Here is a 15,591-nt window from a genome sequence, read left to right as displayed (position 1 = left end):
ATTTTAAATAATCTACCTGAAAATATCGCCTAGGCTAGTCCCTGGCTCCTTATGTGCGACGGTATGCACGAAGTTTAGGTCCAGGGTGTGGGCGATGGCTGAGGCCTTGATCAATTCCGGTCGGGCGGTCGGCAGCAGGGAAGCAGAGGACCGAGCTATGGTTGTCGAATGGGTTATCGCTGCGGGTGTGCTGGTCGGTGCGAGCGTGGTGGCATGGGGCTTCAGTGCCTGGATGACACGGCGCATCGAAGCGGCCGTTCCAAGTAACGGGCGCTTTGTGGACGTCGATGGCGAGCGCTTTCATTATCTCGACGAGGGCAAGGGCCCACCGCTGGTGATGATTCACGGGCTGATGGGCAGCAGTCGCAACCTGACCTACGCCTTGTCGGGGCAGTTGCGCGAGCATTTCCGGGTCATCACGCTTGACCGGCCTGGCTCGGGCTATTCGACCCGGCATCCCGGCACGGCGGCGGACCTGCCGGCCCAGGCCCGGCAAATCGCGGCTTTTATCCAGGCGCTGGGCCTGGATCGACCGCTGGTGCTGGGGCATTCCCTCGGCGGCGCGGTGGCCCTGGCGCTGGCCCTCGACCATCCCCATGCGGTCTCCGGGTTGATCCTGGTGGCACCGCTGACCCATCCCCAGCGCCTGTTGCCGCTGGTGTTCCTGTCATTGGCGGTGCGCCCGGCGTGGCTGCGTCGCTGGCTGTCGCACACGCTGACGATGCCGATCGGCCTGCTGACCAAAGGCTCGGTGGTCAAGGGCGTGTTCGCCCCCGATCCTGCACCAGCGGACTTCGCCACACGCGGCGGCGGGCTGCTCGGCATGCGCCCGGCCAACTTCTATGCGGCCTCCACCGAGATCAACCAGGTCAACGATCACCTGCCGGGCATGGTCAAGCGCTACCCGCAACTGACCCTGCCCATCGGCCTGATCTACGGCGCAAAGGACAAGGTGCTGGACTTTCAAAAGCACGGCCAGGCCCTCGCGAGCCGGGTGCCCGGCCTCAAGCTGCAACTGGTGGAGGGGCGCGGCCATATGTTGCCGATCACCGCGACGGAGCGTGTTGTGGCGGTGGTGGAACAGGTGGCCAAACGGGCCCGATCACCGCAAAACACCACCGTCCTGCATCCACCGTTGGCCCTGGCGAACAAATAATCGGGCCATCCGAGTCGCGGCACAACGGCGTCAATGCGCGCTCTAGACACCTGACCAGCCAGCTGAAAAAGAGACTGCTCGGTCACGCAAAAAAGGGCTCGATAAACTAGTTGACGACCTAACGATTCCGCGTTATTTATTTAAAAAAATATTTCAATGTTTGTTTTGAAATGATTTTTGAAATGCCTAAGAGCGAATAACAATGAAAAAAACGTCTTTTATCGCATGGTTGATTTCCCGGAGCCTTCCGCGCTCCTCGAACCTGTTTTGCACCTGCCTCGTCCGGAGGTTGCCATGAATCAGACTCTGGCCACCCCGCAGGTCTGGGCCGACGGCAAACGCCACCTGTGGTGGCTCGGCATCCTGCCCCTGGCAACGCCTTTACTCGCCGGCACACTGGCAATCACCAGCGGCGTGCAACAACTGTGGTGGGTTGGCGTATTGGTGATCTTCGGCCTCATCCCGCTGATCGATGGCCTGTTGGGCGAAGACGTGAGTAACCCGCCCGAGTCCGCCGTCAACCACCTCGAATCGCAACGCTACTACCGCTGGATCATCTACACCGGCGTGCTGTTCGTCATCGCTTCGGTGGTGATCACCGGTTGGCTGGCTGCCGGGGGTATCGACTGGATCATCAACGGCGGTTTGCTCCAGGCCACCGCCGCGCTGGAACCTTCGAGCTGGCTGGCGAAAACGGCCGCCTATCTCACCTCGCGCACCCAACTGCACGGCCAGGTCAGTGCCTTCACGTACCTGGGCATGGCCATGTCCACGGGTGCGGCGACTGGCATCGCGATCAACACCGCCCACGAGCTGGGGCACAAACCCAAGCCGCTGGAAGTATTCCTGGCCAAAGTCACTTTGGCGCCAACGTTCTACGGGCACTTCTATACCGAACACAACCGGGGTCATCACGTCCGTGTCGCCACCCCGGAAGATCCGGCCAGCTCGCGGCTGGGGGAAAGTTTCTGGGCTTTCCTGCCGCGCTCGGTGTGGTTCAGCGCACGCTCGGCGTGGAACCTGGAGCGCGAACGCCTGCGCAAACTCGGCCTGCCGGCCTGGCACTGGAAAAACGCCGTGCTCAGCGCCTGGCTGTACAGCGTGGTGTTGTGGGGCGCGATGATTGCCTGGTTGGGGGCGGCGGTGATTCCGTTCCTGATCATCCAGGGCATCTACGGTTTCTCGCTGCTGGAAGTGGTGAACTACGTCGAACACTACGGCCTTAAACGCCAGAAGTTGCCCAACGGCCGTTATGAGCGTTGCTCGCCGCGACACTCGTGGAACAGTAACCGGATCGTGACCAATATCTTTCTGTTCCAACTGCAACGGCACTCCGATCATCACGCCAATCCGACGCGCAGTTATCAATCGTTGCGTCACTTCGATGAATCGCCGCAACTTCCCTACGGTTATGCAAGCATGATTGTCTGGGCTTACGTGCCATATTTGTGGCGACGACGGATGGACCATCGGGTGCTCAGGCATTATGCCGGGGATATCACCCTGACCAATCTTCAACCGTCCAAGCGTTTGCACTATCTGAAACAATACGGCGGCAATAGCAAAACGTTCTGAGATGAACTGAAAAAGTTACCTGGCGTGCTCGGGATCTTTGTCTCGCGCGGTTTCTTATCGCCCAGCGTTTATCGATTTCATTGCAAGAGAGTTGTTTGACCCCACAAAAATAAAAGCAAGGGAAGGACGTTCACCATGCAAACACCTGCCAAGTTCACCGCCCATATCTTATTGGCGGCATTGGGTCTGATTGTCTATCAGCAAGCCCAGGCTGCCCGCATTGAACCTGCCGGTAGTGCGTTTACTGCCCAAGGGCCCATCAGTTTTTCCAAAGGCAAGCTGATCAGTGCCGACTGCACCATCAAGGTGGCGGGCAAGGTTGCCGCCGACGGTTCGTCCGTCAATGTCGACAAGGTCGAATTCGACGGCGGCCTCAAGTGCAGCCGGGTCGAAGCGATCAACCTGCCGTGGATCTTGGTGGCCAAAGACACCCAAAGCGGCTCGATGTCGAAGATCAGCGTGGACGTCCACGCCTTCGGCCTGGGCGGCAAGTGCGGCCCTTCCACGGCCGACGGCACCTGGGATAACGCCACCGGCAAGTTGGAAGCCGTCAATGTGCCGATTGGCGAAGACTGCAAGATCAAGACGGTGTCGATCAAGATGCCGGCCAACTTCAAAGTTGTCGAATAGATATATCCGATAGTTGCAGTGGTAATTGAATTGAAATTTGGCTGGAAAGGGAAGTTCTGCAGTTTCTCCGTGACCTCTCGTTCATGGCCATTACCCCTGGCGAATGACTCGCCATAACATGTGAGGAAAAATAATGAAAAGTTTGAAAACTCTCGTGTCGTTGTCTGCTTTGGCCGTGTGCATGGGTGCGGCCTCGATGGCTAATGCTGTCAGCATTAGCCCAGATGGAGCTTTCAGTACCTCCAGCGGTACTATTGTAGTGAAGTCGCCATCTTCATTTGGTGCTGCAGTGACTTGCGGTATTACCTTTAAAGGGAACGTTACATCTGGCGTGGCGACCATCAACGACGCGAAGCTCACCGGTGGGGGGCTTTGCGATTTGCCGGTACTGAAGAATATCCCCACCCCTGGCTGGGTATTGACTGCCACTAGTCTTTCGGGCGGCACAGTAACCAACGTTGGCTACACCATCACCAAGCCACTGATTCCGCTAACTGATTGCGGCCCTGACACTATCAACGTGACTTGGAACAACAGTACTCACGCATTGACCGCAAACAACCAGACGTTGACTGGCCACACATCCGGCACTAGTCCGAACTGCGTTGTGCAGTCTCTGACTGTGACGGCGCCAAGTCTGACCATTGTTCCTTGATGCAGTAACTCCATAAAGGGCTGATCACCCGTAGAAAGTGGGTGCCTTTTACCGGGCACCTACCGGGCGGTGACGCAAAGGCAACGCGTAGAGCGGCAGATAATAATAAGGATTGGAGCATGAATAATAAGAAACAACAGGTGCGGGTGACCGCTGGGTTTGCTCTTCTGAGCAGCTTGATCGTGGCCGGCTCTGTTCAGGCCGGTGGCTTTTCAACTCCAACTTATGGTGCTCCCGGCTGGGGGAGAGCGTTCGGGGGTGGTTCGTTGTTCAAAAATGACCCCAGTTCGGCGTACAACAACCCCGCCGCGATGGCGTTTGTGGACCAGAACGTCGCACAAATGACGGTCGACTACGCGCGCATCAAAATCAAATATAAGGGCGCGGCTAATGATTATCTGGGTAACCCTGTCTCGAACAGTCCAATAGGTGCGGATGGTTTCCCTGACCTTTCATCGCCAACGGTCAACAACAATGATGGTGGCGAGGGTGGTTTCACTGCCTGGTTGCCGACCGGGTTCATGGTGATGCCCCTGGGGGACCGATTCGCTTTTGGCTTGAGCCAAGTGGTGCCACAAGGGATGCGCTCAACTTGGGACGAAGACTCCAAACTTCGCGATTTTGCTGTAGACACCAAGATCGAAACCGTGGGATTGACCGGTTCGCTTTCGTTCAAAGTCAATGATCAGTTCGCCATCGGCGGTGGGCTTATTGTTCAACACAGTAAAGGGTTTGTGAGTCAGAACATCGATTTGTTGGCGGCGGCTGCCAACTCCCAGGACCCATTACTGGGCAGTATTGACTTGCCGGCAGGTGTCGGAGGCGCGCTGATACGGGTCAAGGTCGACAATATCTCCACCGGCTGGTTTACCGGTATTACCTGGAAACCCACTGACCAAGACACCTTGGGCCTGAACTATCACGCCAAGATCAAGAACAAGATGACGGGCAAGTACAACATTCGTTCAGACTCGTACAGCTATGCCCTGATGACTCAACCGAACCCGTTCACTGGCACTGGCACGCTGGTTGGGTCGGCTTATCCTGGGCTGGCGTTGTACCCGGATGGCGCACATGCCAGTACCCAACTGGATATTCCCGCGACTGCGGGCTTTGACTGGGTGCATCAGTTCAATGACCGATTCACCTTGGGCGCAAGTGTGAACTGGACGCAGTGGTCGTCGTTCAAGGACCTCACGCTCAAGTCCGGCGATATCACCATCGTCTCAATCCCCTACAACTACAAGGACTCCTGGATGTACTCCCTCGGCGGCGACTTCCGTGCCACCGATGAACTGACGCTGCGTGCCGGTGTGGCCCTTGACCAGACACCAACCCGCAACTCGACCCGTGACCCCCGTATCCCGGATGGTGATCGTACGTTCTTGTCGTTCGGTGCGGGTTACGAGGTAAAGGCTGTAAAGGGCTTGAGTCTTGACTTGGCGTATTCCCATCAGTTCGTGCAGGAAGTGAAGCTGAAAACCAAAAACGTTGACCGCTTGGGTGGCGCCAGCCTGGACGGCAAGGCTGAGTCGTCAGGCGATGTGGTCAGCGTATCGGCCACCTACAAGTTTTAACAGATATCGAGGGCTATGGAGGAAGGCACTAAGCGCATCTGAATGCCTTCTTCCTGCTGTTTGCCCTCATTTACGGGTCGCCATGTGACCTATTCCGATTTTCGTATTCGTGACCCAGGCTGACGTGCTCAGCCCAGTATTTTTTTGCCCAGGAGTTAAATAAAAATTTCAAAACATAATTTGAATCTGGCTTTCCAAATTTGTAGTGTTGCCCTACGCCGCAGTTCATATCGATCTGCGCCAGCGTTTGCTACGCCCTGAATCGAGTAGAGGTATCCCCATGGTGATCTGGTTATTGGTGGGTTTCGCAGCCGCGATTGCCCTGGCGTATCGACAAGCCGCCGCTGTCCACTGGCTGGGCGCTGGCCTGGCCTGGCTGGCGGCCGGCTACCTGTTCAACGTGGTCGCCGTTTTCGGCACCACCGTCGTGGCGCTGCTGGTGGTGTTGCCGGCGTTGCTGATGACAATCAAACCGCTGCGCCGCAGCCTGTTGACCAGCAAGGCTCTGAGCCTGTTTCGTACAGTTATGCCGGCAATGTCCGACACCGAGCGCGCGGCCATCGAGTCTGGCACTGTGTGGTGGGATGCCGAACTGTTCAGCGGCCGACCCGACTGGCAGCGCCTGCTGCAAGCCGCGCCGGCCAGCCTGAGTGCCGAGGAACAAGCCTTCCTCGACAACGAAGTCGAAACCCTGTGCGACATCGCCAACGACTGGGAAACCACCCAGGTCTGGCAAGACATGTCCCCCGAGGGCTGGCAGTACACCAAGGACGCCGGTTTCCTTGGCATGATCATTCCCAAGCAGTACGGCGGCAAAGGCTTCTCCCACTACGCGCATTCGCAAGTGGTGATGAAGCTGTCGACACGCTGCTCGGCGGCGGCGATTTCGGTGATGGTGCCCAACTCCCTGGGCCCGGCGGAATTGCTGCTGCATTACGGCACCGATGCCCAGCGTAATTACTACCTGCCGCGCCTGGCGCGTGGCGAAGACATCCCGTGTTTCGCGCTGACCAGCCCGTATGCCGGTTCCGACGCCGGGGCGATTCCGGACCTGGGCATCGTCTGCAAAGGCCTGCACGAAGGCGAGGAAGTGCTGGGTTTCAACGTGACCTGGGACAAGCGCTACATCACCCTTGGCCCGATTGCCACAGTGCTTGGCCTGGCGTTTCGTGCGCAAGACCCGGACGGTCTGCTCGGCCAGCCGGGTTCGCTGGGCATCACTTGCGCGTTGATCCCAACCTCCCATCCGGGCGTGAACAGCGGTCGTCGGCACTGGCCGCTCAACGCGGTGTTTCAGAACGGTCCTACCACCGGCAAGGATGTGTTCATTCCCCTGGAGTGGGTCATCGGCGGCCGCGAACAGGTCGGCAACGGCTGGCGCATGCTGATGGAATGCCTGGCGGCCGGTCGGGCGATTTCCTTGCCGTCGGCCAACGTCGGCCTGGGCAAGGTCGCAGTACGCGGCACCAGCGCCTATGCGGCGATGCGCAAACAGTTCGGCCTGCCCATCGGCAAGTTCGAAGGCGTGCAAGCCCCGTTGGCGCGCATGGCCGGGCATTTGTATGCCTGCGACGCGGTGCGCAAGGTGTCGGTGGCATCGCTGGATGCCGGCGAGAAACCTTCGGTGATCTCCGCCATCGCCAAATACCACGTCACCGAGCGCGCGCGGGTGATCGTCAACGACGGCATGGACATCGTCGCCGGCAAGGGCATCTGCATGGGCCCCAACAACTTCCTGGCCCGTGCTTATCAACAAAGCCCGATTGCGATCACGGTAGAAGGCGCGAACATCATGACCCGCTGCCTGATCATCTTTGGCCAGGGCCTGATCCGTTGCCATCCCTATGTGTTGCGCGAGATGGAAGCGGCGCGCAACCCCGATCGGCGCAAGGCGCTTGAAGCGTTTGACAGCGCAATGTTCGGCCATGTGAGCTTTGTGCTGGCCAATACGGTGCGCGCCGCAGTGCATTCGCTCACTGGCGGGCGCCTGATTTCCGCACCCGCCAAGACCGAGCCGGCGTTGGCGTCCTACTACCGTCAGGCCAATCGACTGTCGGTGGTGTTGGCTTTGATCTCGGACGTTTCGATGGGTGTGCTCGGCGGTGCGCTCAAGCGCAAGGAAAGTATCACCGGGCGCCTGGGCGATATTCTTTCGCAGTTGTACATCTTGTCCTGCGTGCTCAAGCGCTTTGAAGATGACGGCCGGCCCCAGGCGGATTTGCCGCTGGTGCATTGGTCGGCCCAGGATGCGTTGCTGCGCGCCCATGAAGCCCTCGCCGAAACACTCGATAACTATCCGTCGAAAGCCGCTGCGGCGGTGGTGCGCGGCTTGAGTTTTCCGTTCGGTATTCCCCTGCGTAAACCCTCGGACCGGCTGTTGGCCCAGGTGGCGGATGTGGTGCAGACCTCCGGCGAAACCCGTGAGCGCTTGCTGGCCAATTCCTATATCCCACGTCCGGAAATCGACAAGCTGGCCTACGGCGAATTGGCTTTCCGCCTGTTGCCGCAGGTGGAGCTGATCGAAGCACGGCTCAAGCCTGCGATCAAACAGGGCTTGCTCGAACCGATGCCGATCGCCGCCACGGCCTTTGCCGCCTGGCGCGTCAAGGCGCGGGCGCTGGACTTGATCAGCAGCGATGAAGACGCCTTGCTCGCGCGCTATGTGGAATATGCCGACCACGGTATCCAGGTCGACGACTTCCCGCAGGACTTCGGTCTGCTCGAGGCGTTGCAGCAGCGTAAGCACGTGTTGCAACCATCTACCCAGCGTCGTACCAGCCAGGGCGAGAATGCTTCGGTCAATTGAGTGGCACTGAATGAACGCGCCTACATGGCTCGGGCGTTCATACCGATACCGTATCGTGAGTGGATGTTTATATGAGTGACAGCTACCTATCGTTCGTCAATTCTCCCTGGGGCCGACGCCTGGCCCAGGCCATCGGCCTGCCGCAACCGTTGCTGCTGCAACGTCATCGCCGTGGCCAGCAAGGCCTGGCCAACCCGGTGATCGTCGCCGGGGCAGGGCGCCTGGCTGTGCAAGTGCAACAGATTTTCAGCGCCACCGACACGGTCGCCGCCACTGCAGCGACCCTCAAGGCGCCGTCTACGGTCAAGGTGCAGGGCGCGGTGTTCGATGCCACTGGCGTCGTCGACCTGCAGCAGCTCGATGAGCTCTACGTATTTTTCCACGCCAACGCCAAGCGCCTCGCCCAGCATGGCCGCGTGGTGGTGCTCGGCACTGCTCCCGAAGACTGTCGGGATTTGCCCCAGGCCATCGCCCAGCGCGCCCTCGAAGGGTTGGTGCGTTCGCTGGCCAAGGAACTGCGCCGGGCGATCACCGTGCAATTGATCTACGTCGCACCGGGGGCCGAAGACGCCCTGGAGAGCAGCCTGCGCTTCTTTCTGTCGCGTCGTTCGGCCTATGTGTCGGGGCAAGTGGTGCGCCTGGAAAAACCGCTGGACGGCCCTGTCACGGTCAACTGGGACACCCCCTTCGCCGGCCGCCGCGCGCTGGTTACCGGTGCCTCCCGTGGCATCGGCTTGGCGATTGCCCAGGTATTGGCCCGCGACGGCGCCCATGTGGTGTGCGTGGATGTGCCCCAAGCCGAGGACGCGCTGCAACATGCCGCCGCCAGCGTCGGTGGCTCGGCGTTGCCACTGGACATTACCGCAGCAGATGCGGCCTCGCTGTTGCAGGCCCATGTCAGCCAATCCGGCGCCTTCGACGTGGTGGTGCATAACGCCGGGATCACCCGCGACAAGACCATCACCAAGATGACCGAAGCGGCGTGGCGCAGTGTGCTGGCGGTCAACCTGCAAGCGCCGCTGCAACTGAGCCATGCGCTGCTGGAATGCCAGGGCCTGAACCCGGGCGGGCGTATCGTCTGTGTGTCGTCGATTTCCGGCATCGCCGGCAACCTCGGGCAAAGCAACTACGCCACTTCCAAAGCCGGGGTGATCGGCCTGGTCCACGGTCTGGCACCGCTGGCGGCGGCGCAGCAGGTCACGGTGAACGCGGTGGCGCCGGGGTTCATCGAAACCCAGATGACCGCGAAGATCCCGCTGCTGATCCGCGAAGCCGGGCGGCGCATGAATTCGCTGTCCCAGGGCGGCCAGCCGATCGACGTGGCCGAGACCATCGCCTGGCTGGCCCACCCGGCGTCCGGCGGCGTCAACGGCCAAGTCGTGCGCGTGTGCGGCCAAAGCCTGCTGGGAGCTTGAGCCATGGACTACATGACGCAGATCATCGACCCGCCGCCGTCGCAGCCCCAGTTGTTGCTGGACGGCCTGCGCGCCTTGCGCAAACCCAAGCTCGACGGCGCGCCTGAGTTGCCCAAGGCGCGCCTGGTGCGTTCGGCGGTGGAATTGTCGGCCACCGGCATCGCCGCGTATGGCCGCGCCTGTGGTTTCCGGCATGAGCAGGGCATGCCGCTGTCCTACCCGCAGGTGCTGGCGTTCCCGTTGCACCTGATGCTGCTGACCCGGCCGAGTTTCCCGTACCCGGCCAGCGGCATGGTCCACCTGGCCAATCGCATTCGTCAGCACCAGCGCTTGCACGCAGGCCAGGCCCTGCGCCTGGAGGTGTATTGCGAGCGTTGGGTGGCGCACCCCAAGGGCCAGGCGCTGAGCATCGCCACCCGGGCCTACGGTGCGGACACGCTGCTGTGGGAAAGCGACAGCCTGTACCTGCGGCGCGACGTGAAAAACCCGGTGGGTGAGCCATGGGCGGACGTGCTGCCCTTGCAGGAAGAAGGCCTGTTGCGCACCCAGCGCTGGGTGCTGCCCGCTGACCTGGGCCGGCGGTTTGCCAAGGTCTCGGGGGATTTCAACCCGATTCATACCTCGCTGATCGGCGCAAAACTCTTTGGCTTTCGCCGCGCCATCGCCCACGGCATGTGGACATTGGGCCGCGCATTGGCCGCCGAGCAACCGCCGGGCGGCCTGGATCAGGCGCAAGCGCACTGCGACTTCAAGCTGCCGATCTTCCTGCCCGGCCAGGTCGCGCTGTGGCGCCGCCCCGTGAGCGGCCCGCGGCGTGAGTTCGAAGTGCGCAATTTCGCCGGTGACAAACCGCACATGCGCGGGCTTTTTATCTGGAACGAGCGTCTTAAATGAATGACTACAGCTTCAACCCGGCCCCGACCCGCCGCGTGGCGATCATCGGCGGCAACCGCATTCCGTTTGCCCGCTCCAACACGGTGTACGCCCACGACAGTAACCAGGATTTGCTGGTGGCCGCGCTGCAAGGCCTGGTCGACCGCTACAACCTGCATGGCCAGCGCCTGGGCGAGTTCGCCGCGGGCGCGGTGATCAAGCACTCGCGGGATTTCAACCTGGCGCGTGAGTCGCTGTTATCGACCACGCTGTCTGCGCAAACCCCGGCCTACGACTTGCAACAAGCCTGCGGCACGGGCCTGGAAGCGGCCTTGCTGGTGGCGAACAAGATCGCCCTCGGCCAGATCGACGTGGGCATCGCCGGTGGCGCCGACACCACGTCCGACGCGCCCATCGGCCTCAATGAAGCGCTGCGCCACACCTTGCTTGCGGCCAATCGCGCCAAGGCCATGGGCGACAAGGTGAAGGCGCTGCTGAAGGTGCGTCCGTCGATGTTCTTCAAGCCGCTGCTGCCGCGCAATGGCGAACCGCGCACCGGTCTGTCGATGGGCGAGCACTGCGAAGAAATGGCCAAGCGCTGGCAGATCAAGCGGCTGGCCCAGGATGAATTGACCCTCAGCAGCCACCAGCGCCTGGATGCCGCCTATCAACGCGGTTTCTTCGACGACCTGATCAGCCCCTATCGCGGCCTGGCGCGGGACAACAACCTGCGCGCCGACACCAGCCTGGAGAAGCTCGCCAGCCTGTCCCCGGCCTACGACCGCCAGAACGGCACGCTCACGGCGGGCAACTCCACACCGCTGACCGACGGCGCCTCCGTGGTGCTGTTGGCCAGTGAAGCGTGGGCCGCCGAACACGGCTGGCCGGTGTTGGCCTACCTGCGCACCGGCGAGACCGCGGCGGTGAACTTTGTCGACGGCAGCGAAGGCCTGCTGATGGCGCCGGCCTATGCCGTGCCGCGCATGCTCAAGCGTGAGGGCCTGGGCTTTGCCGACTTCGATTTCTTCGAGATCCACGAAGCGTTCGCCGCCCAGGTGCTCTGCACGCTCAAGGCCTGGGAAGACGCCGACTACTGTCGCGAACGGCTGGGGCTGGACGCACCGCTGGGCACCATCGACCGCGCTAAGATGAACGTCAACGGCGGCTCCCTGGGCTGCGGGCATCCCTTCGCCGCCACCGGGGGCCGGCAATTGGCGGCGTTGGCCAAGGCGATCCACGAGCGTGGCGGCGGGCGCGGCCTGATTTCGATCTGCGCGGCGGGCGGGCTGGGCATTACCGCCATCGTCGAAAAGTAGCGCTATCCAAAACAACAACAAGGAAATTGCCATGAACGCTATCAGCCTGGAACACACCGAACGCATCTGGTTGAACGCCTACCTGCCTGGCGTCCCGGCGGACATCGATGCCGGTATCGAGGACTACCCGTCGCTGCGCGAGGTGTTCCTGGAGCACCTGGAAAAATTCCGCGAACGGGTGGCCTACGTCAGCATCGGCACCGAAATGACCTATGCCGACTGGCACATGCAGGGCATCGCGTTTGCCGCCTGGTTGCAAGGCCAGGGTGTGAAGACCGGCGACCGCGTGGCGCTGATGATGCCCAACTGCTTGCAGTACCCGATCTGCCTGCTGGGAACGATCCTGGCCGGTGCGGTGGTGGTCAACGTCAACCCGCTGTACACCGCCCATGAACTCAAGCATTTGCTCAAGGACAGCGGCGCGGAGACGGTGGTGATCTTCGAGAACTTCGCCCACACCCTGGAAAAAGCCATGCCCGGCAGCAGCGTCAAGCGCGTGGTGGTGGCGGCCATCGGCGACTTGCTCGGCACCTTCAAGGGCGCGGCGATGAACTTCATCCTGCGCCGCGTGCAGAAACAGGTGCCGAGGTTCAACCTGCGCGGTTCGGTACGCTTCAATCAGGCGCTCAAGCAAGGAAGGGCGCATACCCATTTCCCGGTGGACATGCACCTCGACGACCTGGCCTTCCTGCAATACACCGGCGGCACCACGGGTGACGCCAAGGGCGTGATGCTCAGCCATCGCAACATCATCGCCAACCTGCTGCAAGCCAAGGCCTGGGTCGGCAACCAATTGGACCAGGACAAGCAGGAAACCAACGTCACCTTGTTGCCGCTGTATCACATCTTTTCGCTGACGGTGAACTGCCTGATGTTCATGTGCCTGGGCGGGCGCAACATCCTGATCGCCAACCCACGGGACGTGAAGCGCGTGCAGATGATCCTGCGCAAGGAGCGCTTCAACGGGATTGCCGGGGTCAACACGTTGTTTAACGGCTTGCTGGAGAACCAGGAGTTCTGTGCGCGGGACTTTTCCGACCTGCGCATGGTGATTGCCGGTGGCATGGCCACGCACACGGCGGTGGCCAAGCGCTGGAAGGAAGTCACCGGGCTGCCGATCATCGAAGGCTACGGGCTGACCGAATGTTCGCCGGTGGTGAGCATCAGCCCCATCGACATTTCCCGCATGCGCGAGATGGAATTCACCGGCAGCATCGGCGTGCCCTTGCCGTCGACCTGGGTGCGTTTCATGCGCGAAGACGGCGAATTGGCCGACCTCGGCGAGCAGGGCGAATTGCAAGTGCGCGGCCCGCAGGTGATGCAGGGCTACTGGAAGCGGCCCAAGGAAACCGCCGAGGTGCTGGATGCCGAGGGTTGGCTGTCGACCGGCGATATCGGGGTGATGGATACGCGCGGTTATATCCGCCTGGTCGACCGCAAGAAGGACCTGATCCTGGTCTCGGGCTTCAACGTGTACCCCAATGAAATCGAAGACGTGGTGGCGCTGCACCCCGGCGTTGCTGAAGTGGCGGCAATCGGTGTGGAAGATGGCGTGACCGGCGAGAGGGTGAAGATCATCGTGGTGCGCAAAGACCCGAACCTGACCCAGGAACAGATCCTGGCCCATTGCCGGGAATACCTGACGGGGTACAAAGTGCCCAGGTACGTGGAGTTTCGCAGCACCGAGCTGCCCAAGACCACAGTGGGCAAGGTGCTGCGCCGCGCGCTGCGCTAACTTGAATCTCTAGGTGATCTAAAAGTGGGAGGGGGCTTGCCCCCGATAGCGGAGTTGAAGTCACCGAGCCTATCGACTGATCCACCGCCATCGGGGGCTTGCCCCCGATAGCGGAGTTGAAGTCACCGAGCCTATCGACTGATCCACCGCCATCGGGGGCTTGCCCCCGATAGCGGAGTTGAAGTCACCGAGCCTATCGACTGATCCACCGCCATCGGGGGCAAGCCCCCTCCCACATTTCAGACCGAGTTCACATTGACCCAGCGCTGTTCGCGAGCCGCCACCCGAATCGCCGTCGCCAGCCGCTTGAGCGCCCACGCCGCCCAAGGAAACCGCCGAGCTGCCCAAGACCACAGTGGGCAAGGTGCTGCGCCGCGCGCTGCGTTAACTTGAATCTCTAGGTGATCTAAATGTGGGAGGGGGCTTGCCCCCGATAGCGGAGTTGAAGTCACCGAGCCTATCGACTGATCCACCGCCATCGGGGGCAAGCCCCCTCCCACATTTCAGAGCGAGTTCACATTGACCCAGCGTTGTTCTCGAGCCGCCACGCGAATCGCCGTCGCCAGCCGCTCGACCGCCCACGCCGCCCAAGGAAACCGCCGAGGTGCCCAAGACCACGGTGGGCAAGGTGCTGCGCCGCGCGCTGCGTTAACTTGAATCTCTAGATGATCTAAATGTGGGAGGGGGCTTGCCCCCGATAGCGGAGTTGAAGTCACCGAGCCTATCGACTGATCCACCGCCATCGGGGGCAAGCCCCCTCCCACATTTCAGACCGAGTTCACATTGACCCAGCGCTGTTCTTGAGCCGCCACGCGAATCGCCGTCGCCAGCCGCTCGACCGCCCACGCGGCCCAAGGAAACCGCCGAGCTGCCCAAGACCACAGTGGGCAAGGTGCTGCGCCGCGCGCTGCGCTAACTTGAATCTCTAGGTGATCTAAAAGTGGGAGGGGGCTTGCCCCCGATAACGGAGTTGAAGTCACCGAGCCTATCGACTGATCCACCGCCATCGGGGGCAAGCCCCCTCCCACATTTCAGAGCGAGTTCACATTGACCCAGCGTTGTTCTCGAGCCGCCACCCGAATCGCCGTCGCCAGCCGCTCGACCGCCCACGCGGCCCAAGGAAACCGCCGAGCTGCCCAAGACCACAGTGGGCAAGGTGCTGCGCCGCGCGCTGCGCTAACTTGAATCTCTAGGTGATCTAAATGTGGGAGGGGGCTTGCCCCCGATAGCGGAGTTGAAGTCACCGAGCCTATCGACTGATCCACCGCCATCGGGGGCAAGCCCCCTCCCACATTTCAGACCGAGTTCACATTGACCCAGCGTTGTTCGCGAGCCGCCACGCGAATCGCCGTCGCCAGCCGCTCGACCGCCCACGCGGCCCAAGGAAACCGCCGAGCGGCCCAAGACCACGGTGGGCAAGGTACTGCGCCGCGCGCTGCGTTAACTTGAATCTCTAGGTGATCTAAATGTGGGAGGGGGCTTGCCCCCGATAGCGGAGTTGAAGTCACCGAGCCTATCGACTGATCCACCGCCATCGGGGGCAAGCCCCCTCCCACATTTCAGACCGAGTTCACATTGACCCAGCGTTGTTCGCGAGCCGCCACCCGAATCGCCGTCGCCAGCCGCTCGACCGCCCACGCGGCCCAAGGAAACCGCCGAGCTGCCCAAGACCACGGTGGGCAAGGTGCTGCGCCGCGCGCTGCGTTAACTTGAATCTCTAGGTGATCTAAATGTGGGAGGGGGCTTGCCCCCGATAGCGGAGTTGAAGTCACCGAGCCTATCGACTGATCCACCGCCATCGGGGGCAAGCCCCCTCCCACATTTCAGACCGAGTTCACATTGACCCAGCGTTG

Annotated in this window: 10 protein-coding genes; all 10 read left to right on the top strand. The window is 61.4% G+C overall.

The window, feature by feature from the left end; all coding sequences use genetic code 11:
• Positions 1–157: 157 nt before the first annotated feature.
• The 10 genes from PverR02_RS17590 to PverR02_RS17545 all read left to right on the top strand — a co-directional run bounded on the left by PverR02_RS17590 (position 158) and on the right by PverR02_RS17545 (position 13,738).
• Positions 158–1,156 (top strand): alpha/beta fold hydrolase, encoded by a 999-nt coding sequence (locus PverR02_RS17590; RefSeq protein ID WP_174630483.1) that lies wholly within the window; start codon positions 158–160, stop codon positions 1,154–1,156.
• Between the two features lie 294 nt (positions 1,157–1,450).
• A complete protein-coding gene (locus PverR02_RS17585) occupies positions 1,451–2,731 on the top strand; it encodes an alkane 1-monooxygenase (protein WP_046383671.1) in 1,281 nt (426 codons plus the stop codon).
• 135 nt (positions 2,732–2,866) lie between these two features.
• Positions 2,867–3,361 carry an alkane oxidation protein activator PraA gene (praA, locus tag PverR02_RS17580; protein WP_017846505.1) on the top strand — a complete coding sequence of 165 codons (495 nt, stop codon included), beginning with the start codon at positions 2,867–2,869 and terminating at the stop codon, positions 3,359–3,361.
• A gap of 133 nt (positions 3,362–3,494) precedes the next feature.
• Complete coding sequence (praB, locus tag PverR02_RS17575; protein WP_079444031.1) at positions 3,495–4,016, top strand: alkane oxidation protein activator PraB; 522 nt, start codon at positions 3,495–3,497, stop codon at positions 4,014–4,016.
• 119 nt (positions 4,017–4,135) lie between these two features.
• Positions 4,136–5,593, top strand: a complete 1,458-nt coding sequence (locus tag PverR02_RS17570; RefSeq protein ID WP_026139961.1) for an outer membrane protein transport protein — start codon at positions 4,136–4,138, stop codon at positions 5,591–5,593.
• 280 nt (positions 5,594–5,873) lie between these two features.
• A complete protein-coding gene (locus PverR02_RS17565) occupies positions 5,874–8,399 on the top strand; it encodes an acyl-CoA dehydrogenase (protein WP_079444030.1) in 2,526 nt (841 codons plus the stop codon).
• A 71-nt stretch (positions 8,400–8,470) separates the two neighbouring features.
• Positions 8,471–9,814, top strand: coding sequence for a 3-oxoacyl-ACP reductase (locus tag PverR02_RS17560; protein ID WP_079444029.1), 1,344 nt, complete (start codon positions 8,471–8,473; stop codon positions 9,812–9,814).
• Between the two features lie 3 nt (positions 9,815–9,817).
• Positions 9,818–10,708 carry a MaoC/PaaZ C-terminal domain-containing protein gene (locus PverR02_RS17555; RefSeq protein ID WP_079444028.1) on the top strand — a complete coding sequence of 297 codons (891 nt, stop codon included), beginning with the start codon at positions 9,818–9,820 and terminating at the stop codon, positions 10,706–10,708.
• Positions 10,705–12,003, top strand: coding sequence for an acetyl-CoA C-acetyltransferase (locus PverR02_RS17550; protein ID WP_017846499.1), 1,299 nt, complete (start codon positions 10,705–10,707; stop codon positions 12,001–12,003). Before PverR02_RS17555 ends, PverR02_RS17550 begins: the two co-directional genes overlap by 4 nt.
• A gap of 31 nt (positions 12,004–12,034) precedes the next feature.
• A complete protein-coding gene (locus PverR02_RS17545; protein ID WP_079444027.1) occupies positions 12,035–13,738 on the top strand; it encodes an AMP-binding protein in 1,704 nt (567 codons plus the stop codon).
• Positions 13,739–15,591: the final 1,853 nt, after the last annotated feature.

It is taken from the genome of Pseudomonas veronii (assembly GCF_002028325.1).
GTDB lineage: Bacteria > Pseudomonadota > Gammaproteobacteria > Pseudomonadales > Pseudomonadaceae > Aquipseudomonas > Aquipseudomonas veronii.
This window is presented reverse-complemented; position numbering and strand designations above follow the sequence as displayed.